Below are 22764 nucleotides of genomic sequence, written 5' to 3'. Positions count from 1 at the left end.
GACTCAGCGGGGGACGACCAGCGGCCCGCCGGTGGCCGGGTCCGGGACCACCAGGGCGTCCAGACCGAAGACCTCGTGCAGCAGCTCGGGCGTGACCACGTCCTGCGGGGTGCCCTGCGCGGCGACGACGCCGTCCCCCAGCACCACCAGGTGGTCGGAGAAGCGGATGGCCAGGTTGAGGTCGTGCAGCACCATGACCACGGTCTTGCCCTGCTCGCTCTGCAGCCGGCGCACCAGGCTCAGCACCTCGATGCTGTAGGCGAGGTCCAGGTAGGTGGTGGGCTCGTCCAGCAGCAGCGTGGGGGTGTCCTGGGCGAGTGCCATGGCGATCCACACCCGCTGGCGCTGGCCCCCGGACAGAGCGGAGATGGGCCGGGTGCCCAGGTGGGACAGCCCCGTGGCCCGCAGTGCGCGGCGCACCTCCTTCTCGTCCTGCGCGGACCAGCGGCTCATCCAGGACTGGTAGGGGTGGCGGCCGCGGGCCACCAGCCCGGCCACGGTCAGTCCCTCCGGGGCCACGGGGGCCTGGGGGAGCATGGTCAGCAACCGGGCCCGGTCCGGGCGGCGGACGCCGTGCAGGTCCCGGCCCTCCAGCTCCACGGTGCCTTCGTAGGGCAGCAGCCCGCACAGGGACTTCAGCAGGGTGGACTTCCCGCAGCCGTTGGGGCCGATCAGGGTGGTCACCGCACCGGCGGGGACCTCCAGGTCCAGGTCGCAAAGCACGGGTTCCTGGCCGTACCCCGCGGTGAGGGAGCGGGCGGCGAGACGGGCGGGGCTCATGCGCTGGCCTTTCGGTTGGTCTTCACGACCAGGTAGATCAGGGCGGGTGCACCGCAGAAGGCGGTCACGATGCCGACCGGCAGCTCCCAGGGCAGGACGGTGCGGGCGAGGAGGTCCGCTCCGGAGACGAGCAGGGCGCCGCTGAGCGCGGAGCACAGCAGCGGCGGGGTGGGAGTTCCGGCGAGGCGCTGGGCGATCTGCGGGGCCACGAAGGCGACGAACGGCACCGGCCCGGCCGCCGACACGGCCACGGCCACGAGGACGACGCCGAAGAGCAGCTGCACGGCCTGCGCCACCCGGATGCCGTGGCCCAGCACCTGGGCGACGTCCGGGCCCAGGGCGAGGGCGTCCAGGCGGAAGGCGAGCCAGCCGGCGAACGCCACGGCCACGACCACGCACGCGAGCACGGGCCAGGCCTCACCCCAGCCCCTCCCGTTGAGCGAGCCGGTGAGCCACAGCTTGGCGGTGGCGGCCTGGTCCACGTTCGTGGTGGCCATGAGCCACGTGGAGATCGCGCCCAGGAACATGGAGGTGCCCACGCCGATCAGTACCAGGCGGATCATGGAGTCGCGGTCCTTCCCCGCCACGAACCACACGGCCAGGGCGGTCAGCGTCGCCCCGATCACTGCGACCACCGGGACTCCCAGGACGTTGTCGCCGAAGCCCGCGACCGCCCCCACGATCCCGGTGCCTCCGGACGCGGTGATCACGAAGACCGCGGCGGTGGACGCCCCGCTGGTGATGCCGAGGACGTCCGGGCTCGCCAGGGGGTTGCGCGCCACCGACTGGGTCAGGGCACCGGCGAAGGCGAGGGCCGCGCCCACGAGCAGACCCAGGACGGCCCGCCCCATGCGCCATTTGAAAACCACGGTCTCCTCGATGTGGCTGCCGCCCCCGGCGAGAGTCCGCAGCACCTGCGGCACGCTCAGCCGGTAGTCCCCCATGCCAATGCCGAGGGTGAACGCCAGAGCGCACAGCAGCACGAGCACGAGGCCCACGAGGAACCGGCGGAGGCTGAACGGGACGGACCAGGGTCCCACGCGCAGGGCGGAGATGCCGAGGTCCGGTGCTGTGGTGTGCGCCCGGGCGCGGGGCCCGGCCAGGAGGCGGCTCACAGCGAGGTCACCTTCCCCCGGCGGATCAGGACCACGAAGAACGGCACGCCCACCAGGGCCATGACGATGCCCATCTGCAGCTCTCCGGGACGCCCGATGACACGCCCGAGGACGTCCGCGCCGAGGGCCAGGGCCGCGCCGAGCAACGCGGAGTAGGGCACCAGCAGGCGGTAGTCGGGGCCGAGCAGGCCGCGCACCATGTGCGGAGCAGCGAGACCGATGAAGGCCACGGGCCCGGCGGCAGCGGTGGCCGCCCCACCCAGCAGCGCCACGGCCAGCAGGCCGAGCACGCGCTGGCGGGTCACGTTCAACCCCAGCGACTCCGCCACGGCCTCGCCCAGTGCCAGCAGGTTCAGACCGGGCCCCTGGGCCATGGCCAGCACGGCGCCCACCAGCACGAACGGCACGGTGACCGCGGCGACCTCCAGGGTCACGCCGGAGACGGAACCGGTGGCCCACTGGCGCATGCGGTCCAGGGTGTTCTGGTCGGAGAGCACCAGCGCGTTGACCACGGCCATCAGGATCGCGGACAGTGCCGCTCCGGCCAGGATGATGCTCAGGGGGTTGGCCGCGCTGGAGCCCGTGGAGGACAGCGCGAAGACCGCGGCCGTGACCAGCGCGCAGCCGATGAGCGCGGGCCACACATAACCCAGGGGGGAGGACACCCACCCCCACACGATGCTCAGAACCACGGCGGCGGCCGCACCGGCGTTGATTCCCAGGATGCCAGGATCGGTGAGGGGGTTGCGCGTGTGGCCCTGGATCACGGTACCGGCCATGCCCAGCGCCGCGCCCACGAGCAGTGCCCCGAGGGTGCGCGGCAGGCGCAGCAGACCCATCACGGTCACGAGGTCGTCGGCCTGGGCATCCGGGTTAAGCCGCTGCGGCGCGAACGCATAGGTGAAGGCCTGGGGGATGCGCTGCCATCCCTCGGCCAGGGTGTTCAGCCGCCCGCCCACGAGCAGGCTCAGCAGGAAGAGTCCCGCGATCGCCGCGATCAGGAGGACGGGCAACCAGAAGACGACGCCGCGGCGTCGGGCGGGTGCCACGGGGTCGGTGGCCTCGAGGTCGGCCGCGCCCGCTCCGGCTGCGTCCGGATCGGCCGGTGCGGAGGCGGCAGGGGCATCGGCCGGGACCGAGGGGCGCGAAGTCACCCAGCAAGGATAGGCATACCTTAGTGAAGCGCCAAAGCCCGTGAGGGGGATGACGGTAGCCGCTCTGTACTGCCCAGGGGCGGCTTCGACGGTGTCAGCGGACGTCGATGCCCAGGTGCCGGGCGAGCACCGGGGCCAGTGCCATGAGCTGCTGCTCGTCGAGCACCGTGCCGCGCAGCGCGGCGAGCCCGTCCACGCGGGTGAACTCCAGCCCGCGCAGGTCCACGGCGTCGAACTGGGCGAAGCGCACGTCCAGCGTCTCGGCGCGGCAGTCGCGGAAGGCCACGCGGGTGGCGCGGGCGTTGACGAGGTCCACGTCCCGGAACGAGCAGTTCTCGAAGACCACGTCCTGCAGCGTGGTGTCCCGCAGGTTGAGGAAGTCGATCTTGCACCCGGTGACGAGCACCGAGCGCCAGTCGCCGCCGTGCAGCACCGCCGCCCCGATCCGCGAGTCCCGCACCGACGCGGTGCACCACGAGGACTCCGGCGCGGCGAGGGAGGGCTCGCTGATCTCTGCCAGTTCGGTGTCGTGGATCCGTGCGCCCTTGAGGTTCGCGCCGTCCAGCTCTGCACCCTGCAGGGTGCAGTCCAGCAGGGTGAGGCCGTGGAGGTCGCGGTCCGCCCATGCGGCGGCGCGGATCATGAGGCCCTCCAGGCTCTCCTCGGCGTACACGTCCCCGCAGAAGGTCTCGACGGTGCGCGGTCGGCACAGGGCCAGGCGTGGCTCCGTGCGCGCGGCCGCGCGGGAGGAGGCTGCGTCCTCAGAGCCCCGCCGCGAGGTGCCGGGCGAGGAGCCGGGTGCCGCGGAACCGGCGGCGCGAGCCGTGTCGCGACGTCGGGCGGAAGGAGTGGCGGGGCTCATGATGGGCAAATCTACCGGCACCCTCCGGCACGGAGAACGGGCCCACCCCGTGGAGGTGGACCCGCTGGCCGAGGGTGGTGCGACGTCGTCAGCCGATGGCCACCGCGCCCACCAGGACGCCCACCACGAGCATGACCAGCGAGACCACCAGGGCGCGCCAGAGCACCTTCTTGTGGTGGTCGCCCAGCTGCACGCCCGCCAGGGAGACGAGCAGCAGGATCGCGGGGACCAGCGGGGACTGCATGTGCACGGGCTGGCCCGTGATGGAGGCGCGGGCCATGTCCACGGCGGGGATCCCGTAGTGCGCGCCGGTCTCCGTGAGCACCGGCAGGACGCCGAAGTAAAAGGCGTCATTGCTCATGAAGAACGTGGCCGGGATGCTGATGAGCCCGGTCAGCACGGCCATGTACGGACCCATGCTGGAGGGGATCACGGCCACGAGCCACTGGGACATGGCGTCCACCATGCCGGTGCCGGAGAGGATGCCGGTGAGGACAGCGGCGGCCATCACCATGGAGACCACGGCGATGATCGAGGAGGAGTGGGAGACCACCATCTTGGCCTGGTCCGTCATCCTGGGAAAGTTCACCAGCAGGGCGATCGCGCTGCCCACCATGAACAGGTAGGGCAGGGGGACCACGTCCACCACGAGCAGGACCATGATGGCCACGGTGAGCACCAGGTTGAACCAGAACAGCTTGGGACGCAGGGACTCGCGATTCGGGTCCAGGGCGGTGTCGGTGAGGCCCATGTTCACGGGCGCGGGTGAGCCTGTGGCAACCGCGGTACCCGCGCTGCCGGAGCCCGCGCCCACGGTGGTACCGGCGCCCCAGCGGGCGGGGTCGGCCACGGCCAGGCGGCGTCGTTCGGAGCGCCCGAGCATCACGGCGAAGACGAAGATGACCACGAGACCCGCGCCGAGGGAGGGGAGCATGGGCAGGAAGATGTCCGTGGCCTCGACCTTCAGGGCGGCCGAGGCGCGCGCGGTGGGTCCGCCCCACGGGACGATGTTCAGCGCGCCGTTGGTCAGGCCGGCCACGCACGTGAGCACCACGGGACTCAGGCCCAGGCGCTGGTAGACCGGCAGCATGGCCGCGGTGACCACGATGTAGGTGGTGGAGCCGTCCCCGTCCAGTGAGACCAGGGCCGTGAGGATCATGGTTCCCACCACCACCTTGGCGGGGTCGTGGCCGGTGGCGCGCACGATCAGGTTCACGAGCTTGTCGAAGAGTCCCACGTCGATCATCAGCCCGAAGTAGATGATCGCGAACATCAGCAGGGCGGCGGTGGAGGACATGTCCTTGACCGAGTCCATGACCATGTCGCCGAGGCCCAAACCCGCGCCCGTGAAGAGGCCGAACACCGTGGGGACGATGATTAGGGCGAGCAGGGGTGTGAGGCGTTTGCTCATGATGAGCCCCATGAAGGTGGCGATCATCAGGAACCCGAGTACGACGAGCATGGGCGTCTCCTGGGGAGTGTGGGTGGACGACGGCGTGTGGGCCGGAGCCAAAGATGGCGTGTGCTGCATCACACGCTAGGGGCGGGAGGGCTCGTGGGAGCCGTTGTGCTCATTGCCGCTGAATGCGCTCGTTGCGCTGTTTGTGCGCATTGTGCTCAGGAGGTGTTCCGAGACCTAGGATGACCCCATGACCACCGGACGCACCCCCGCGGGAACGTTCACCACCCGCATGCTGGTGGTGCTGTTCGGGATCGTGGCCGGAATCGTCGTGCTGTGTCTCGCCGCGGTGCTCGTGCTGAGCGTGGAGCGGGTGTACGACCAGGCGGAGCGGGAGGCCCTGGGGATCGGGCGCACACTCGCCGCCGACCCCGCCGTCGTCGACGCCGCACGGGAGAGTTCCGGGGCCACCTCCCTGGACGCAGCGACTCTCGCGGACGGGCCCGTGCAGCAGCGTGCGGAAGCGGTGCGCCAGCGCACCGGGGCGCTGTTCGTGGTGGTGACCAACGACCACGGTCTGCGTCTCTCCCACCCGGACACCGCCGAGCTCGGCCAGGAGGTCAGCACGTCCCCGGACGCACTGGGCGGGCGGGAGTCCGTCTCGCGCGAGGCCGGAACGCTCGGCGAGTCCGTGCGCGCGAAGGTGCCCGTGCGGGACGGCCAGCGCGTGGTCGGTGAGGTCAGCGTGGGCGTTCCCGTCTCGGCCGTGACCGGGCAGGTGCGCCAGGCGGCCGTGTCCATCGCGATCATCGCCGTGCTCGCCATGGCGCTCGCCGCGGGCGCCGCGGCGCTGCTTGTGCGGTGGCTGCGCCGCACCACCCTGGGACTCGAGCCGGAGGAGATGGCGCAGCTCGTGCGGGACCAGGAAGCGGTGCTCTACGGCGTGGAGGACGGCGTGATCGGCATCGGTCCGGACGGGCGGATCAGCATTCGCAACAAGGCGGCGCGCATGATGCTCGACCTCCCACGGCGCTCCGAGGCCGCGGACGTGGTGGGCAGGCCGTACACGCAGGCAGGATTCGACGACGCCCTCACCCAGGCCATCACCGGGCAGCGTTCCGGGGAGGGTGCCGAGGCGTCGATCATCCGCCTGGACACCTCCCACCGCTCCATCCGCGCCCAGGTGCAGGGCGTGCACCGGGACGGCGTGGACCTCGGCCAGGTGGTGCTGCTGCGGGACCTCACCGCCGTGGAGGACCTGCGCAGCCGGCTCTCCGCCATGCGCGCGATCACCGATGCCCTGCGCGCCCAGCGCCACGAGTTCGCCAACCGGCTGCACACCATCTCCGGGCTGCTCGCCAACGGGGAGAACGAGCACGCCCGGACCTACGTCGCGCAGATCATGGCCTCCGGGCCCGTACGGGATCCCGTTGCGAACATCTCCGCCGTGACGGACCCGTTCCTGCGCGCGTTCATCGGCGCCAAGGGGGTCCAGTCCCACGAGCGCGGCGTCGACCTGCGGGTGGGGCCGGAGACGGTGCTGGAGGGCCAGCTCGTGGAGGCGCAGGACGTGACGGCGATCCTGGGCAACCTGATCGACAACGCTCTGACAGCGGTCATCGAGGCGCCCGAGGGGCCCGCCGTTTCGGCGGCGGCCGGGGACAGCGGGCGCTGGGTGGAGGTGGACCTCATCGGGGAGGGCTCCACGCTCCACCTCGCGGTGGCGGACTCCGGCGCGGGCGTGGCACTCGGGCTGGACATCTTCGCCTCCGGGGTCAGCACCCGCGCCGAACCGGGCCTGGACGCCCACGGCCACGGGGTGGGGCTCAGCCTCTCCCGGCGGCTGGCCCGCACGATGGGCGGGGACGTGTGGCTCGCGGACCCCGGCGGGGCGGAGGAGGGGCAGGGCGCGGTCTTCGTCGCGCGGCTGCCGGGCGTGCTGGCAGTGGGAACGGACACGGAGCAGGGGGACTCATGAGCGACTTCAGGGTGCTGGTGATCGACGACGACTTCCACGTGGCCGCGCTGCACGTGGGCTACGTGGACGCCGTCCCGGGGTTCACGGCGCTGCCGCCGGTGCACGACCTGCGGGCCGTGAGCAGGGCGGTGGCCGAGACGTCACCGGACCTCATGCTCGTGGACATGTACTTCCCCCAGGGCTCCGGGCTGGACGTGCTGCGCGCCGTGGACGTGGACGCCTTCGTGCTCTCGGCCGCGTCTGAGCGTGCCACCGTCACGGCGGCGTTCCGGCGCGGGGCGCTCGCCTACCTGCTCAAGCCCTTTGAGCCGGAGGCGCTGCAGTCCAGGCTGCGCGGCTACGCCCGCTACCGTCGCCAGCTGGACGCTCCCGGGCCCCTGGACCAGGCGGCGATCGACCGGGCCCGGCGCGCGGTGACGGGTGCGGAGGAGACGTCCTCAGGGCCGAGCGCGTCCGCCACGGAGAGCTCGGTGCTGGCCGCCGTGGTGGAGGGCGGTGAGGTCACGGTGATGGACGTGGCCCGGGCCGTGGGGATCTCCCGGGCCACGGCTCAGCGCTACCTCTCGGCCATGGTCCAGCGCGGGGCGCTGCGCCTGGAGCTGCGCTACGGCAGCCGGGGACGCCCCGAGCACCGCTACGTGCACCTGGCCTGACGCGACGGACCCGCAGCCACCTCGACGCTCACGGCTGTGCTTCGGGACTCACAGCCGCACCTCGACGACGCCGGCGACCTCCCGGCACGGGCGCTCCGCGAGGTTCTTGGCAGGGTCCGGAGGTGCGGTGCGTCCGGCATCCAGTGCCAGACGCGAACCCTCGAACGTCCCCGCGAGGTCGAAGACCCAGAAGTGGTTGGGGCACTCCAGATGGTCCGCCCCGGAGCTCGGGCTCCGGCACACCGTGGCGCCCTGGTGGGGGCACTCGTTCGCGAGGGCGCGCAGCTGCCCGGCTCCGTCCCTGGTGAGCACCAGCGCCCGCCCGGCCACGCGCACCGGCACCGCGCTGAGCGGTTCCGCGAGCGCCCGGGCGACCGCGGCGGCGTCGGGAACCTCGTGCCAGCTCACGCCGCGACCGCCAGCAGCCGGTCCGTGGCGGCCACCAGCCGGGGGCGCAGGGCGGCACCGCGCGCGGCGAAGGCCCGCTGTCGGCGCACGTACTCCGCCTTGCCCTCCGGGGTCTCGATGCGCACGGGCTCCACGTCCCAGTCCTGGAGGTCGTAGGGGGAGGCCGCCATGTCCGTGGCGCGGACGTCCCACGCGAGCTCGAAGCAGTCGGCCAGCAGGTCCGAGTCCACGACCGGCAGCAGCTTGTACGCCCACTTGTAGAGGTCCATGGTGGCGTGCAGGCAGCCGGGCTGCTCCATCCTGCGCTGCGTCTCGCGGGTGGGCTGCAGCTGGTTGCGCTCCACCGCCTGCGGCTGGAAGAAGCGGAACGCGTCGTAGTGGGAGCAGCGGATCCTGTGGGTCTCCACCACCTCGTCCGTGCCCTCGGCTCCCAGCCGCAGGGGTGCGTCCTCGTGGCGCACCCCGTTGCTCTCGGCCCGGTACGCCATGGCCCACTCGTGCAGCCCGAAGCAGTCGAAGGTCGCGGGGTTGGCTGCTGTTCTGCCGAGCAGCTCGCGGGTGAACCGCACCGCCGTCTCGCGCTTGGCGAGGAAGGCCTCGGCCGCCACGACGACGCCGCTCGCGCCCTCGGGCGCGCCCGCCGCCGTCAGCTCCGCGGACGTGGCGGCACGGTAGAACGTCCACTCCTCGCGCTCCGGGGCGTCCAGGAGGACCACCCCGGGGCCCGGGTGCCAGCGCGTGAACTGGCCGGGGGAGAGTGTGTAGTAGGTGAAGAGGAAGTCCTCCACCGGGTGCTTCTCCCCGCGGAACCGCCGGTCCAGGAAGGGCTGGGTCCACGGCCTCACGCGCGCCTCGTGCGCCTCTGCACGGCGGGTCCACTCCTCGCGGGGCATGCACGTGAGCAGGTTGGCTGCGCCTGAGGTGGGCTCAGGCATCGCCGAGGTCCCGGGCGCTGGTGATGAGCCGGTGCATCTGCTCGTTGAGGGCGTGCACCTGGTCCGGGCCGATGTTCAGCCGCTGCATCATGCGCAGCGGGACCTCCCGTGCCCGCTCCCGCAGGGCCGTGCCCTCCGGGGTGAGGGCAACGGCCAGTGCGCGCTCGTTGTGGGGATCGCGCTCGCGCGTCACGTACCCCCGGGCCTCGAGCCGTTTGAGCAGCGGCGAGATGGTGGCGGAGTCCTGGTTCAGCTGCTCCGCGAGGTCCTTCACCGTGCGCGGGGCGGAGCCCCACAGCGCGAGCATCACCAGGTACTGGGGGTGCGTGAGCCCCAGCGGTTCCAGGACCGGGCGGTAGCTCTGCACCACCGTGCGCGAGGCCACCGACAGCGAGAAGCACAGCTGGTTGGCCAGGGCCAGCGGGTCCTCGACGGCGCCCTGCGCCGGTTCTGGGCATGCGTCAGGTGCCCGGGCGGCGTCGTGCCCCTGCGTGGGGTGCAGCTCCGCGGCGGCCACGGGCACCGGGGCGCCATCGGGTTCTCGAACGGCCTCGGACCCCGAGGTGCCAGGGGCGCCCGTGCTCTCGGGGATGCCGGAGGTCGCGCGGTCGGAGGTGTCAGAGGCCATGGGTGGAAGCCCGGGTCAGCGTCCCGTGCCGCCGTAGACCGTGGCGGTCTCGTCCGAGTCCAGGCCGAAGGCGGTGTGGACGGCTCGCACGGCGTCGTCGAGCCTGTCCACGCCGGTGACGATCGAGATGCGCACCTCGGAGGTGGAGATCATGTCCACGTTGACGTTCGCGTCCGCCAGGGCCTCGAAGAACGTGAACGCCACGCCCGTGTTGGTCTTCATGCCCGCGCCCACCAGGGAGAGCTTGCCCACCTCGCTGTTGTAGTCCAGGCGGGTGTAGCCGATCTTCTCCTCGGCGGCGCGCAGCAGGTTCATGGCCAGCTCACCCTGGGACTCGTCCAGGGTGAAGGACACGTCCGTGAGGGGGTGCTCGCCCGTGGAGACGTTCTGCACGATCATGTCCACGTTGACCTTGGAGTCCGCCAGCAGGCGGAAGATCCGGGAGGCGATGCCCGGGTGATCCGGCGCTCCGACGATCGTGATCTTGGCCTGGCTGCGATCATGCGCGAGACCGGCGATCAACGGCTGTTCCAAGGGAATCTCCTTCTGGGGCGTGGGCATCTCATCGGGGCTGGGAATCACCCAGGTGCCCTGGTTGTGGGTGAAGGACGAGCGGACGTGCAGCCGCACGCCGAAACGGCGGGCGTACTCCACGCAGCGCAGGTGCAGGATCTTGGCGCCGTTGGCCGCGAGCTCGAGCATCTCCTCGGAGGAGACCTGGTCCAGCTTCCTGGCGGAGGGCACGATGCGCGGGTCCGCGGAGTAGACCCCGTCCACGTCCGAGTAGATCTCGCACACGTCCGCGTCCAGCGCGGCGGCCAGAGCCACGGCGGTGGTGTCCGAACCGCCACGGCCGAGCGTGGTGATGTCCTTGGAGGTGCGGTTCATGCCCTGGAAGCCGGCGATGATGGCCACGTTGCCGGCCTCGAGCGCCTCGCTCACGCGCAGCGGGCTGACCTCCACGAGCTTCGCGGCACCGTGGGCGCCGTCCGTGATCATCCCGGCCTGGGAGCCGGTGAACGACTGCGCGGGAACGCCCAGGGCCGAGATGGCCATGGCCAGCAGCGCCATGGAGATCCGCTCCCCGGAGGTCAGCAGCATGTCCAACTCGCGGGCCGGTGGCTTGCGGGCGACCTCGTTGGCGAGGTCCAGCAGGTCGTCCGTGGTGTCGCCCATGGCGGAGACCACCACCACCACCTGGTGTCCGGCGTTCCGGGTCTCGGCGACCCGCCGGGCGACCCGACGCACGCCGTCGGCATCGGCGACGGACGAACCGCCGTACTTCTGGACAATGAGGCTCATGCATTCCTCTCACGGGCAGGCACGCATCCCGACGGGCGGGTGGTGACGGGGATCAGTGCCCATGCTATCGGCTCACCCGCCGCGGCCCCGAGCCGGTGGGACGGCGCAGGTCACACACGTCGGCGGTGACTTCCGGGCCCGACGCCGCGTGTCAGCCGGCCTCGGAGACCACCGTTCTTCCCTCGAACGCGCGGCCCAGCGTGACCTCGTCCGCGTACTCGAGGTCACCGCCCACGGGCAGTCCGGACGCCAGGCGGGTCACGCGAATGCCGAGGGTCTTCAGCAGCCGGGACAGGTAGGTGGCGGTCGCCTCACCCTCCAGGTTGGGGTCCGTGGCCAGGACGATCTCCTGCACGGTCTCGTCCGACAGGCGGGTCATCAGCTCACGGATGCGCAACTGGTCCGGGCCCACGCCCTGCAGCGGGGAGATGGCACCGCCGAGCACGTGGTAGAGGCCCCGGAAGCTGCGGGTGCGTTCGATGGCCATGACGTCCTTGGACTCCTCGACCACGCAGATCACACTGCGGTCCCGGCGGGCGTCACGACAGATGGCGCACTCCTCCTGCTCGGTGACGTTGCCGCAGATCACGCAGAAGGACACGGAGGTCTTCACCGTGGTGATTGCGTCCACGAGCTGCTGGACCTCATCCTTGTCCGCGTCCAGCAGGTGGAACGCGATGCGCTGGGCGGACTTCGGGCCCACGCCGGGCAGCCTGCCCAGCTCGTCGATCAGGTCTTGAACCGGTCCTTCGTACACCCTGCTCCTTCAGTAGTCTGCGGTGCGGGAGTCGCCCGCTCGATGACGCCGCCCCGTTCGCTCGCCCCAGGCTCTGCGCTCCGGGATCCGGGCTCCGCGTGCTGGATCGTGGAATTTGTGCTGTGTGCCCTGTGCCCTGTGCCCTCTGCCCGGTGCGCGGGTGCAACTTGTCTGCTCCGGAGGGCCGGACCACGTCCTGTCCCCGGGCTGGCGCGCTCCGGGGACAGGACCGGGATCCCATCCCGCTGCGGCCTGTGCGCTCGGCACACGGGGACGGGGCGCACGGTTCACTGGTTCGCGTCGTGTGCTCGTTCGTCGATCAGCATGCCACCCAGGATCCGCTCGATCGCGGCCCGACCGTACAGGGCTGAGTCCTCGAGGGACTCGTCGTCCGCACCGGGGACGAAGTTCTCGTCCTCGACGCCGCTGCCGGAACCATCGCCGCGCTGTCCGCCGTGGTGGTCCGCAGCCCCGGGGTTGGTGCCACCTGCCGCGGCGATCGCGGCCGCGTGGCGTTCGCGCCAGCTGGGGCGGCTCCCCGGGGGCCTGACCTGCGAGCCCGCAGATGCGGTATCGCCACCCTGGTTGCCGTTGCCGTTGCCGCTGCTGGGGCCGGTGCCCCGTCCAATGCCGGTGGCACCGGGGCTGCGGCTGTCACTGTCACTGCCTTCGCCGGTGCCAGGAGCGTCGTTCATTCCGGGGCGGGGGGAAGGGCCAGCGCCGGAGCCCGACCCTGCGCCGCCAACACCGGTGCTCGCCGATACCTGGGCTCCGGATCCGAGGGCCGCCGCCTGATCTGCTGCCGAGGTGCCCCGGCGCGGGACCGGTCGTGTCCGACTGAGCGGGGCGTCGTACATGTCCGCGGGCGGCTCGTCCTCCGGGGGAGGCGGGGTTTCGTCCGGGCTCCAGTACTCTGGCCCGCGGTCCGCGTGACGATCTGTCCCGCGCGATGACTGAGGCGAGGACTGGCGCGGGAATCCGGAGGAGGAAGAATCCACGGACTGACCGGTCCGAGACGAGGCTCCGGTCGCGGCAGAGCCCCCGGGCTGAGACCATCCTCCGGACCGTTGCGAGGACTCGGACTGTGATGACGGTGGGGCCGACGACATCGGACCGGGCACGGACGTCCCCGGCGCTGCCAGCCCGGGGTCCTCGGTTACCGCCTCTGCGGACTCTCCCTCAGCCAGCTCCCCCGCAGGGGATCCCGGCACGTCCGGCTGTGCGGCCACCGCGGGGGGATCTGTGGGATCCCCGTGGTCAGAAGGTTCCGAGCCGACAGCGTTGGGCGTGATGGCCGCACTCCGCTCGGGCCCACCGCGCTCCCGCCGGGGGCGCTCCGACGTGGAATCTTCGCCCCCCGGGGGGCCGGACGTAGCCGCAGCGTCAGCAGCGTGGGCCACGTCGGGCGCGTCGGAGGTGGCGCCGGGGCCCGTGCTCGGCGTCGTGGTGGAACCCGGCTGCGGGATGGCGGCGACGGACCAGGACGTGACGGGCTCGTCGTCCTCCGCGGGAGCGGTGGCGGTCCGCGACGGAGCGGTGTCCCGATTCTGCGGGCTACGGCGGCGGTTGACACCGAATCCCTCGGGCTCGCGGAAGTAGTCGGGCTGATCGCGGGAGCCTCCGCCGGTGGGTGCCCGTGCGGCCGGCACTCCTCCTGACGGGCCGCGGCCACGCGAGGAACCCTGAGTGCCGGATGGACTCTGCCCGTTCGGCCGGTTGGGGGACCCGTTCGACCCGCCGGGGGCGGTGGTTGGACGGGGGCCCGGGTCTCCGGGTTCCTGGCTCCGGGAGCGGCCCTGTGTGTCTCCGGGGCGCACGGCTTCCACGGCGCAGTCCAGGCCCACGACGGTCTGGATGGCGGTGCGGACGTCCGCCTCGAAGCGGGGGAAGTTGAGGATGTCGCCGTCGCCCTCGAACGCGATCCGCAGCGTGCCGTTCTCGTACGAGATGGGTGTCCCGCGCACGGTGATGGCCCAGGCGACACGACGGATCTCCGCCAGGGCGGAGACGATCTCGGGCCACGAGGAGCGCAGCAGCTCGAGCTCCCCGCTGGTGACGTCGCTCGGCGCGCTCTGCTCGTCTGGAACCTGCGGCGGCTGCGGGGCGGCCTCCCGGGAGGCGGTGCGCTCGGAGACGTCGTCCGTGGTGGAGGCACCGACGGGTGCCGACGTGCTGGACGTGGACCTGTCGGATGCGGGGGCGCCGGTCGAGGGTGTGGCGGGTGCGTCGTCCTGGGGGCGCGCAGTGCCGGGTCCGGAGCCCGAGTCCGACGGCGCGGCGGGTGCGTGCGGCTGCGCTGGACGGGACGGCCCCTCCTGCGCCCCGGAACCGGAGCGCGAGGACGGCTGCGAGACGTCGACGGTGCCATCGGCCGGGGGATGCTGCGCCTGGGGTCCGCGGGCCTGCTCCGGCACGGGCTCACCCGCCGCGGGGTGGGCGCTGCCCTCCGTCTCCTCGGACTCGTCCTGCGGGTCGGTGGGCTCCTGGGCATCCGGGGTCTGCTCAGCGGGCCGTCCCTCGGCCGAGCCGTTCCCGCCCGCGCCGGCCGGTGCTGAGCCGTCCGGGGCAACCGGCAGCGAGGGCCCGTCCTGCTCTTCGCGGCGTGGCTGCTCGACGACCGGCGAGGAGGTCCCGGGGACCGCTGTCACCGTGGGAGGGGGCGCGGCCGCAGCGGGTTCCGGCGCTGCAGATTCGGGCGCCGCGGTCCCGGCGGACGACGACGCCGTGTGCCCCGTTCCCTGCCGGATCCCGGCTCCGCGCGGAATGCTCAGGCGCCGCTCCAGCCGGTCCACGCGGGAGGTGATGCCGCGCGTGGTGTGGTCCGCGGCGGGCAGCAGGATCCGCGCGCACAGCAGCTCCAGGTGCAGCTGCGGGGAGGTGGCGCCCGTCATCTCGTTGAGCGCCTCGTTGATGATGTCCGCGGACCGGGACAGCTCCGCCGCGCCCAGCTGGGTGCTCTGGTTGCGCAGCCGGTTGATCTGGTCCGTGGGCATGCCATGCAGGATGTTGTCCGCGGAGTCCGGCACCGCGTTGACAACTACAAGGTCCCGGAAGCGTTCCAGCAGGTCCTCCACGAAGCGGCGGGGGTCCTGGCCCGTCTGGATCACCCGGTCCACGGAGGAGAAGACCGTGGCGGCGTCCCCGGCGGCGAAGGCATCCACGACGTCGTCGAGCAGCGCGGCGTGGGTGTAGCCGAGCAGGGCGACGGCGAGGTCGTAGCTGATCCCGCGCTCGTCCGAGCCCGCCATGAGCTGGTCCAGCACCGAGAGCGAGTCGCGCACGGACCCGCCGCCGGCGCGGACCACCAGGGAGAGCACACCCGGCTCGGTGCTGACGCCCTCCTCCTGGCACAGCTGCTCCAGGTAGCGCATGAGCGGCTCGGGCGGCACCAGCCGGAAGGGGTAGTGGTGTGTGCGGGAGCGGATGGTGGTGAGCACCTTGGAGGGCTCGGTGGTGGCGAAGATGAACTTCACGTGCTCCGGAGGTTCCTCCACGATCTTCAGCAGGGCGTTGAAGCCCTCGCGCGTGACCATGTGGGCCTCGTCGATGATGAAGATCTTGTAGCGGTCCCGCACGGGCGCGAAGGTGGCGCGTTCGCGCAGGTCACGCGCGTGGTCCACGCCGCCGTGGGAGGCGGCGTCCATCTCGATGACGTCCAGGGAGCCGGCGCCGTCCCGGGCGAGGTCCCTGCAGGACTCGCAGCGCCCGCACGGCGTGGCGGTGGGCCCCTCCGCGCAGTTGAGGCAGCGGGCCAGGATGCGCGCGGACGTGGTCTTGCCGCAGCCGCGGGGGCCCGAGAAGAGGTAGGCGTGGTTGACCCTGTTCTTGCGCAGCGCGGTCATCAGGGGCTCGGTCACGTGCTCCTGACCGATGACGTCCTCGAAGGTCTCCGGGCGGTAGCGGCGGTACAGGGCGGTAGTCACACCGAAGACTCTAGCGGGGGTCTCAGACGCCCTCAGCGGGCCCGCGAGCACGGGGAGCCAGGAACGTGAAGACCCCCCGTGCACCCGCCAGAGCCCATATACCCTTGCTGCCTTCCGGCCCTGGGGGAGTTTTACGAGATGGCGCCACACGAGGGGCTGCCCCATACTTTAGCTCAAGCCGGCGAGGAGTTCGAACCGAGCGGTGCCGTCGAGGATCGTGCGATGAAGTGGGCCCGATGCAGTTCGTGGCCGGCGGTGACCGGTTCCCCGGCTAACTGGCGCAGGAGCAGCTGCGCGGCGCGGGTGCCCTGATGGTGGGCTTGCTGGTCGATGGTGGTCAGCCCGAAGGCCTCACCAAGGGGATGGGCGTCGATGCCGATCACGGACAGATCCCGGGGGATCTCGAGGCCCAGGTCCCTCGCTGCGAGAATGGCGCCGGCCGCCATTTCGTCCGTCGCGGCGAATACGGCGGTGGGCCGTTGCTCTGGCTCGGCGAGCAGATTCTTAACCTGCTGATAGGCGCCCAGGAATGTGAAGTCCGAGACGAGTTGGTCCCTCTCGTGGATCGGCAGTCCCGCAGTTGACATCGCTCGTTCGAAACCGCGGCGTCGATCACTGGACATGGGGAAGGAACGGCCGGCCTCGGGGGGCCCTCCGATGAAGGCGATACGGCAATGTCCCAACTGGATCAGGTGATTGGTCGCGCGCAGTCCCGCATTCAGATCGTCCACGCTGATCGTGGGGGCACCCTCGAGGGAGCCCCCGATTCCTACCAGCGGAATGCCGGCGGATAACAACTGTTCGGTCTCTCCGGGTGCCAATCGCAGCGAGACCACGGCGGCCGCGTCCAGCCGTTTGCGGAGCAGGAAATCGGTGAGCACGCTCTCGCGGAAGTTCTCGCCCTGCAAGTTGTACAGGGCGGCGTCGTACCCGGCTGCTGTCAGTGTGCTCGCGATGCCGTCGAGGACCGTGGCGAAGAACCAGCGATCCACGTAGGGCAGGACGACGCCGATGTTCCGGCTGCGCCCGCTCGCGAGACTCGATGCGTGGTAGGACGCCACGAACCCGAGTTCTTTGGCTGCGGCCTCGATGCGGCGTTTCGTCCCCGGGGAGACGGGCCCCCGGCCCGTGAGCGCGCGTGAGACGGTGGCCGTGGACATCCCCACCTTGGAGGCCACGTCCTTCAAGCGGGGTGGCCCCTGCGGCCGACGCGTTGCCGACAGTTCTCGGGCGATCATGGGCGTGCCTCCGCATCAAGGGGTGGGTACCAGCGTGATCCCGCACAGAACACGTGGCGGGGCGGTGGATGAGCTGCGATGCGGGCCGCCACCGCCGCATGCGCCAATTATGGCCCGAAACCTTCCACGGCGGACCGGCCTCCGGCCAACCCGTGCTCCCTCTCCTCTGCGGGTCTCACCCCATTTCTGGAAACGCTTGCTCCTTCCTTCCGACATGTCAACGCAACAAAGTGCCGATCCTGCCTCCCACTGATGGAATCGCTTACACTAGTGAGGTCCATCACTATCGCATGGTGGTGGTGGCGCCCGGCAGTCTCCTCGTGACATGTCGGAATTTCCCCGTGACGGGGACTCTGAAAGGAAGCTCAGCCCATGGCCGCCGTGACCTTCGACCACATCACCTGTCAGTACCCGGGAGCCGAGCGCCCCTCCGTGACCGATCTGAACCTCGACATCGCCGACGGGGAGTTCCTGGTCCTGGTCGGCCCTTCCGGGTGTGGCAAATCGACGACCCTGCGCATGCTGGCCGGACTCGAGGAGGTCACGGACGGCACGATCCTGATCGGCGACCGTGATGTCACGGATGTCCCGTCCCGTGATCGGGACATCGCCATGGTCTTCCAGAACTACGCCCTCTATCCACACATGACGGTGGCGGAGAACATGGGCTTCGCGCTCAAGATCGCCAAGGTCAATCCCGAGGAACGGCGTCGGCGGGTCGAAGAGGCCGCGAAGATCTTGGACCTGACGCAGTATCTCGATCGCAAACCGAAAGCCCTCTCCGGCGGCCAGCGGCAGCGCGTCGCCATGGGACGCGCGATCGTCCGTTCACCGCAGGTGTTTCTCATGGACGAGCCACTGTCCAACTTGGATGCCAAGCTGCGTGTCCAGACGCGGACCCAGATCGCGTCCCTGACCCGTCGGCTGGGTGTGACCACGGTGTACGTGACCCACGATCAGGTGGAGGCCATGACCATGGGTGACCGGGTGGCTGTGCTCAAGGACGGGGTGCTCATGCAAGTGGACACCCCTCACAACCTGTACGACCGACCGAACAGCGAATTCGTGGCGGGCTTCATCGGGTCCCCGGCCATGAACCTGTTCCGAGCCCCGGTTTCCGCCGGTCATGTGGAGTTGGGCACGCTTTCTCTGCAGTTGTCCTCCGCCCAGCAGGAGGCGGTGACCGATCATCAGGTCACCGTCGGAATCCGCCCGGAGGACCTGTCACCCGCAGCGGAAGGGACGGGGGTCCCGATCACGGTGGAGGTCGTTGAGGAACTCGGCGCCGATGCATACGTGTACGGCCAACTCGCCCCGCTGACAGCCGCCACGTCGGTGGTACGGGTGGATCCGTCCGCACACGCCGCGGACCACTCCATCGATTCCGAGGAGGAAGGGGCCGATGGGGGCGCCAGCCCCATCGTGGTTCGGACGGACGGCCGCACGCCGCCGAGCGCCGGGAGCACCCTGTGGGTCGCTCCCGATCCCGAGCGCATCCACCTTTTCGATGCCGCGACCGGAAACCGGTTGCCCTCGTGAGCCCCGTGCGACCCGGTGGGCGTGCCGGACGACGGACCCGAACGAGAGATGAGGACAAGCCCATGAGACGCACGCGGTGGGCAGCCGCTCTGGCTGGTTGCGCTCTGCTACTGGCCGGGTGTTCGAGCGTACCCACAACAGGGGTGGCGGGGCTGGGCGGAGGGCCGGGGGAGGTCACCATCCAGGCCGGTGACGACGAGATCCCCGCGCTGCGTGAGATCGCGCAGGAATACACGGCCGACACGGGTGTGAACGTCCGGTTCATCGAGCGCGAGATCAACGCCCAGGCCATCTCGAACTTCATCTCCCAGAGCCCCACGGGTCAAGCTCCGGACATCATCGTGTCACCGCACGACAACCTCGGACAGTTGGCGGCCAACGGGGTGGTCGCCCCCGTGGAGCTGGGGGACCGGGGTGAGGAATTCACGAAGAACGCGCGGGACGCCGTCGTCTACAACGGAGTCAGCTACGGGGTGCCCTACGCCGTGGAAAGCGTGGCCCTGGTGCGCAACAATGCCTTGACCACTGATGATCCCGCGACCTTCGACGAACTGCGCGCCGAGGGCCATCGGCTCATGGACGAACGCGGCATCAAATACCCCTTCACGGTGAGCCAGTCACCCGATGCCGGGGATCCCTATCACCTCTACCCCCTTCAGACCTCGTTCGGTGTGGAAGTGTTCCAGCGGGGCGCGGACGGTGAGTACTCGAACGAGCTGGCCATGGGTGGACAAAATGGTCACGAGTTCGCCCGCTACCTGGCGGAGCTGGGGCGCAGCGGTGACCTCAGGACGTCCATGACACCGGACATCGCAAAAGAGTCCTTCATCTCCGGGCAATCCGCCTTCCACATCGCGGGCCCGTGGGAGCTCGGCGACATCGAAGCCGCGGGCATGGACGTGACCGTTCTTCCCGTCCCGTCCGCGGGTGGGAAGGAAGCACGCCCGTTCGCCGGAGTCCAGGCGTTCTTCGTCAATGCGAACGCGGCGAATCCCGTGGCCGCGCAGGACTTCGCGACCAACTACCTGACACGCTCGGAATCACAGACTGCGCTCTACAAGAGCACGGGGCGGCCACCGGCCAGCAAAGTGGCCATTGACGGTATGCAGGGTGACCCGCTGCGTTCCGCCTACGCAGAGATCGCCACCAAGGCACTACCCATGCCCACCATCCCCGCGATGGGCGCAGTGTGGTCCTTCTGGGGAACCACCGAGAACGGAATCGTCAACGGCAACGGGGACCCGATCGAGCTGTGGGATCGCATGATCGCCAATATCGAAGGACAGATCCAATGAGCACGACCCCCGCCCGTCCAGTGATCTCTCCGACGGAGAGGGACTCAGCAGGTGACGGCCGGCCGGAGTCACCTCCGAGCATCCGGCATTCCCACTCGCGCGGCTTCGGCATGGGGTTCGTGATCAAGCTCGTGCTCATGGCCTTGATCAACGCCTTCGGGCTGCTCGGCATCCTGTCCGCATGGGCGGCCGAGAGCTGGGGCATCCTGGTGTTCCTGCTCCTGGCCCTGATCGCGGCGGACCTCGTGTACTTCCTACCGACCCGCAGGATGCTCCCGGCTAAGTACCTCTATCCCGGGCTGATCTTCCTACTGGTCTTCCAGATCTTCGTGGTCCTCTATACCGCGGCTACCGCGTTCACCAATTACGGTGATGGTCACAATTCCACAAAACAAGCGGCCGTCAATCAGCTGACCCGTACGTACGAACAGCGGGTGGCGGGTGGTCAGGAATATCCGGTCTCGGTGCTCAATGCGGACGGTGACCTGGCTTTGGCGACCGTGCAGGACGGCCGGGTTCTCGTCGGCTCCGCACACCAGGCGCTCAGCCCGGTCGAGGGTGCGACCGTGACGAACGGTGCCATCGATGCGGTCCCCGGTTACGACATCCTCGATTACGGGCAGGTCACCGCGGCGCACGAAGCGGTCATGGACCTGCGAGTCCCGGTCTCCGATGATCCGGCCGTGGGCGCGCTGCGCACCGATGACGGCCGCACTGCGTATCCCTATACGCCCACGTTGGTCTACGACGAGCAGGCCAATGCCATGGTCTCGGACGACGGGACCGTGTACGCGGATAACGGGCAGGGAGCCTTCGTCGGCCCGGCGGGAGAAGAGCTGCGTCCCGGGTGGCGGGTTTTCGTGGGGCTGGACAACTTCGCGGCCATTTTCGATCCCGGGATCCTCGGTGGGCCGTTCATCTCCGTCACCCTCTGGACCTTCGCTTTCGCGATCCTCTCGGTAGCCCTGACGTTCTTCCTCGGTCTGCTTCTGGCCATGCTGTTCAACGACAAGAACCTCAAGTTCCGTAACGTCTACCGGGCCATCATCTTCCTGCCTTACGCGTTTCCCGCATTCCTCTCCATCCTGATCTGGGCGGGGTTACTAAACGCTGATTTCGGTTACATCAACCAGGTGCTGCTGGGCGGGACGAACATCCCTTGGTTGGACAATCCGTGGCTGGCCAAGGTCTCGCTGTTGCTGGTAAACCTGTGGTTGGGGTTCCCCTACATGTTTTTGGTAACTACCGGCGCGCTCCAGTCCATCCCGTCGGAACTCTATGAATCCGCGGACATGGACGGTGCGGGAGCCGTCCAGAAGTTCCGCTCGATCACTCTGCCGATGCTCATGGTGGCTGTGGGGCCCCTTCTGATCGCTTCCTTCGCCATGAACTTCAACAATTTCAATGTCATCTATCTGCTCACCGGCGGCGGGCCCCAGGACTTAGAATCCACGACGGGAGTGGGGGCCACGGACATCCTGATCTCGTTCGTCTACAAGATCGCCTTCGCCGGCGGTGCCAACGACTACGGAGTTGCCTCCGCGCTGTCGATCCTCATCTTCATCATGGTGGCGGTGGTCTCGGCACTGACCTTCCGCCGCAGCAGGGCACTCGAGGAGATCAACTGACATGTCCACATCACGAGTCTCGAACGTCGCCTCCAGGAAGCCAGGGTCCCGGTCACGGCTCAGTGTCGGACAACGGTTCGCCCGTGGGGGATGGAAACACGTGGCCGCAGTCATCGCGTGCGTCTTCGCCCTGTTCCCCCTGGTCTACGCGCTATCGGCCTCGTTGTCGCCCACGGGGTCCTTGTTGGGATCCAATGACCTCTTCGCGGAGATCACCGGCGCCAACTACCGAAACCTTCTTAACGATCCACAGAACCCGTTCTTGAGATGGTTCGGAAACTCCATGTTGATCTCGTCCATCACGGCTGTGGGCACGGTTCTCATGGGCGCGGCAGCTGCATACGCCTTCTCCCGGTTCAGGTTTAGGTTCCGCAGGGGCGGTCTGATGTCCCTGTTGATCATTCAGATGTTCCCGCAGTTGCTGGCCTTTGTGGCAATCTTCTTGTTGCTCTTCAGTATTTCCGAGGTGTATCCGTTCCTGGGGCTCAATTCCCGCATGGGTCTGGTCGCGGTCTACCTGGGGGGCGCGTTGGGGGCGAACACCTTCTTGATGTACGGCTTCTTTAACACCATTCCGCGTGACCTGGACGAAGCCGCGACACTGGACGGCGCGTCACACTCGCAGATCTACTGGACGATCATCCTTCCCCTGGTCACACCCATCCTCGTGGTCGTGGGCATGCTGTCGTTCATCGCGTCCTTCTCGGACTTCCTGTTGGCTCAAATCGTGTTGCAGGACCCGCAGAAGTACACCTTGGCCGTGGGCTTGTACCAATTCGTCTCCGTACAGTTCGGTGAGAACTGGGGAGTGTTCACCGCCGGCGCCATCCTGTCGGCGATCCCCGTGGTGCTGCTGTTCCTTTTCCTGCAGCGCTACATCGTCTCTGGTCTCACCGGAGGGGCCGTCAAGGGGTAACTCGAAGGGTGACGACGTCGCTCGGCCAGGCATGTCCGGGCCGCCCACCGTCCCGATTCGCGTCCGCCCGCCCAGTTTTGTTATGCTGATGGCCGCACGTTGCCCACGTCTGTGGTGCACGTGCTTGCTTGGAGGATTCGCCTAGCGGCCTATGGCGCACGCCTGGAACGCGTGTTGGGTTAACGCCCTCGGGGGTTCAAATCCCCCATCCTCCGCCGCAGGAAATACCCCCTGACCCGCAGAAATGCCGGTCA

General features: G+C 69.6%; 18 protein-coding genes, 1 tRNA gene and 1 other RNA gene. 7 read left to right on the top strand and 13 right to left on the bottom strand.

Going from position 1 to position 22764, the window contains the following annotated elements; genetic code table 11:
- Positions 1-3: 3 nt before the first annotated feature.
- From FS770_RS11745 to FS770_RS11725, 5 genes are all read right to left on the bottom strand, one after another.
- Positions 4-780, bottom strand: a complete 777-nt coding sequence (locus FS770_RS11745; RefSeq protein WP_144941171.1) for an ABC transporter ATP-binding protein — start codon at positions 778-780, stop codon at positions 4-6.
- Entirely contained in the window at positions 777-1895 is a 1119-nt protein-coding gene (locus FS770_RS11740; RefSeq protein WP_222126516.1) for a FecCD family ABC transporter permease, read from the bottom strand. Before FS770_RS11740 ends, FS770_RS11745 begins: the two co-directional genes overlap by 4 nt.
- On the bottom strand, positions 1892-3049 hold the full coding sequence (locus FS770_RS11735) for a FecCD family ABC transporter permease (RefSeq protein ID WP_222126515.1): 1158 nt from the start codon (positions 3047-3049) through the stop codon (positions 1892-1894). The genes FS770_RS11740 and FS770_RS11735 overlap by 4 nt, the downstream gene beginning before the upstream one ends.
- A gap of 94 nt (positions 3050-3143) precedes the next feature.
- Complete coding sequence (locus FS770_RS11730) at positions 3144-3911, bottom strand: pentapeptide repeat-containing protein (RefSeq protein WP_145012048.1); 768 nt, start codon at positions 3909-3911, stop codon at positions 3144-3146.
- Between the two features lie 88 nt (positions 3912-3999).
- A complete protein-coding gene (locus tag FS770_RS11725) occupies positions 4000-5373 on the bottom strand; it encodes a CitMHS family transporter (RefSeq protein WP_145012045.1) in 1374 nt (457 codons plus the stop codon).
- A 187-nt stretch (positions 5374-5560) separates the two neighbouring features.
- Here FS770_RS11725 and FS770_RS11720 point away from each other — a divergent pair, with 187 nt between their 5' ends.
- Positions 5561-7288 (top strand): sensor histidine kinase, encoded by a 1728-nt coding sequence (locus FS770_RS11720; RefSeq protein ID WP_145012042.1) that lies wholly within the window; start codon positions 5561-5563, stop codon positions 7286-7288.
- A complete protein-coding gene (locus FS770_RS11715) occupies positions 7285-7941 on the top strand; it encodes a response regulator (RefSeq protein ID WP_145012039.1) in 657 nt (218 codons plus the stop codon). Before FS770_RS11720 ends, FS770_RS11715 begins: the two co-directional genes overlap by 4 nt.
- A 48-nt stretch (positions 7942-7989) precedes the next feature.
- On the opposite strand, the gene FS770_RS11710 is transcribed toward FS770_RS11715, so the two are convergent.
- From FS770_RS11710 to FS770_RS11675, 8 genes are all read right to left on the bottom strand, one after another.
- A complete protein-coding gene (locus tag FS770_RS11710; RefSeq protein ID WP_145012036.1) occupies positions 7990-8349 on the bottom strand; it encodes a Rieske 2Fe-2S domain-containing protein in 360 nt (119 codons plus the stop codon).
- Positions 8346-9284 carry a 3-methyladenine DNA glycosylase gene (locus FS770_RS11705; protein WP_425323839.1) on the bottom strand — a complete coding sequence of 313 codons (939 nt, stop codon included), beginning with the start codon at positions 9282-9284 and terminating at the stop codon, positions 8346-8348. The genes FS770_RS11710 and FS770_RS11705 overlap by 4 nt, the downstream gene beginning before the upstream one ends.
- On the bottom strand, positions 9277-9912 hold the full coding sequence (locus tag FS770_RS11700) for a MarR family transcriptional regulator (protein WP_145012033.1): 636 nt from the start codon (positions 9910-9912) through the stop codon (positions 9277-9279). Before FS770_RS11700 ends, FS770_RS11705 begins: the two co-directional genes overlap by 8 nt.
- Positions 9913-9927: 15 nt before the next feature.
- Positions 9928-11214, bottom strand: a complete 1287-nt coding sequence (locus tag FS770_RS11695) for an aspartate kinase (protein WP_145012030.1) — start codon at positions 11212-11214, stop codon at positions 9928-9930.
- A gap of 151 nt (positions 11215-11365) precedes the next feature.
- On the bottom strand, positions 11366-11971 hold the full coding sequence (gene recR, locus FS770_RS11690; protein WP_144941157.1) for a recombination mediator RecR: 606 nt from the start codon (positions 11969-11971) through the stop codon (positions 11366-11368).
- Between the two features lie 287 nt (positions 11972-12258).
- The gene (locus tag FS770_RS11685) at positions 12259-15894 is read right to left on the bottom strand and encodes a DNA polymerase III subunit gamma and tau (protein WP_145012027.1); all 3636 of its coding nucleotides are present in this window, start codon (positions 15892-15894) and stop codon (positions 12259-12261) included.
- A 64-nt stretch (positions 15895-15958) separates the two neighbouring features.
- Positions 15959-16055, bottom strand: an RNA gene (ffs, locus tag FS770_RS11680) — signal recognition particle sRNA small type.
- A gap of 12 nt (positions 16056-16067) precedes the next feature.
- Complete coding sequence (locus FS770_RS11675; protein WP_145012024.1) at positions 16068-17132, bottom strand: LacI family DNA-binding transcriptional regulator; 1065 nt, start codon at positions 17130-17132, stop codon at positions 16068-16070.
- A gap of 372 nt (positions 17133-17504) precedes the next feature.
- On the opposite strand from FS770_RS11675, the gene FS770_RS11670 reads away from it, so the two are divergent.
- From FS770_RS11670 to FS770_RS11650, 5 genes are all read left to right on the top strand, one after another.
- Entirely contained in the window at positions 17505-18671 is a 1167-nt protein-coding gene (locus FS770_RS11670) for an ABC transporter ATP-binding protein (RefSeq protein WP_144941151.1), read from the top strand.
- Between the two features lie 62 nt (positions 18672-18733).
- The gene (locus FS770_RS11665) at positions 18734-19966 is read left to right on the top strand and encodes a sugar ABC transporter substrate-binding protein (protein WP_144941149.1); all 1233 of its coding nucleotides are present in this window, start codon (positions 18734-18736) and stop codon (positions 19964-19966) included.
- A 110-nt stretch (positions 19967-20076) separates the two neighbouring features.
- On the top strand, positions 20077-21594 hold the full coding sequence (locus FS770_RS11660; protein ID WP_244944916.1) for an ABC transporter permease subunit: 1518 nt from the start codon (positions 20077-20079) through the stop codon (positions 21592-21594).
- A 100-nt stretch (positions 21595-21694) separates the two neighbouring features.
- On the top strand, positions 21695-22510 hold the full coding sequence (locus tag FS770_RS11655; protein WP_186366776.1) for a sugar ABC transporter permease: 816 nt from the start codon (positions 21695-21697) through the stop codon (positions 22508-22510).
- A 130-nt stretch (positions 22511-22640) separates the two neighbouring features.
- Positions 22641-22725 (top strand) — tRNA-Ser (locus tag FS770_RS11650).
- Positions 22726-22764: the final 39 nt, after the last annotated feature.

Source organism: Kocuria salsicia (genome assembly GCF_007681555.1).
GTDB lineage: Bacteria > Actinomycetota > Actinomycetes > Actinomycetales > Micrococcaceae > Kocuria > Kocuria salsicia.
Note: the sequence above shows the minus strand (reverse complement) of the source record. Positions and strands in the feature narration are given on the sequence as shown.

Bases quoted from the DNA above. Each gene is read 5' to 3' on its own strand.
- FS770_RS11660 (WP_244944916.1), top strand. From the start codon at position 20,077: ATGGGGTTCGTGATCAAGCTCGTGCTCATGGCCTTGATCAACGCCTTC.
- FS770_RS11670 (WP_144941151.1), top strand. From the start codon at position 17,505: ATGGCCGCCGTGACCTTCGACCACATCACCTGTCAGTACCCGGGAGCC.
- FS770_RS11700 (WP_145012033.1), bottom strand. From the start codon at position 9,912: ATGGCCTCTGACACCTCCGACCGCGCGACCTCCGGCATCCCCGAGAGC.
- FS770_RS11705 (WP_425323839.1), bottom strand. From the start codon at position 9,284: ATGCCTGAGCCCACCTCAGGCGCAGCCAACCTGCTCACGTGCATGCCC.
- FS770_RS11695 (WP_145012030.1), bottom strand. From the start codon at position 11,214: ATGAGCCTCATTGTCCAGAAGTACGGCGGTTCGTCCGTCGCCGATGCC.
- FS770_RS11730 (WP_145012048.1), bottom strand. From the start codon at position 3,911: ATGAGCCCCGCCACTCCTTCCGCCCGACGTCGCGACACGGCTCGCGCC.
- FS770_RS11745 (WP_144941171.1), bottom strand. From the start codon at position 780: ATGAGCCCCGCCCGTCTCGCCGCCCGCTCCCTCACCGCGGGGTACGGC.
- FS770_RS11720 (WP_145012042.1), top strand. From the start codon at position 5,561: ATGACCACCGGACGCACCCCCGCGGGAACGTTCACCACCCGCATGCTG.
- FS770_RS11715 (WP_145012039.1), top strand. From the start codon at position 7,285: ATGAGCGACTTCAGGGTGCTGGTGATCGACGACGACTTCCACGTGGCC.
- FS770_RS11665 (WP_144941149.1), top strand. From the start codon at position 18,734: ATGAGACGCACGCGGTGGGCAGCCGCTCTGGCTGGTTGCGCTCTGCTA.
- FS770_RS11675 (WP_145012024.1), bottom strand. From the start codon at position 17,132: ATGATCGCCCGAGAACTGTCGGCAACGCGTCGGCCGCAGGGGCCACCC.
- FS770_RS11725 (WP_145012045.1), bottom strand. From the start codon at position 5,373: ATGCTCGTCGTACTCGGGTTCCTGATGATCGCCACCTTCATGGGGCTC.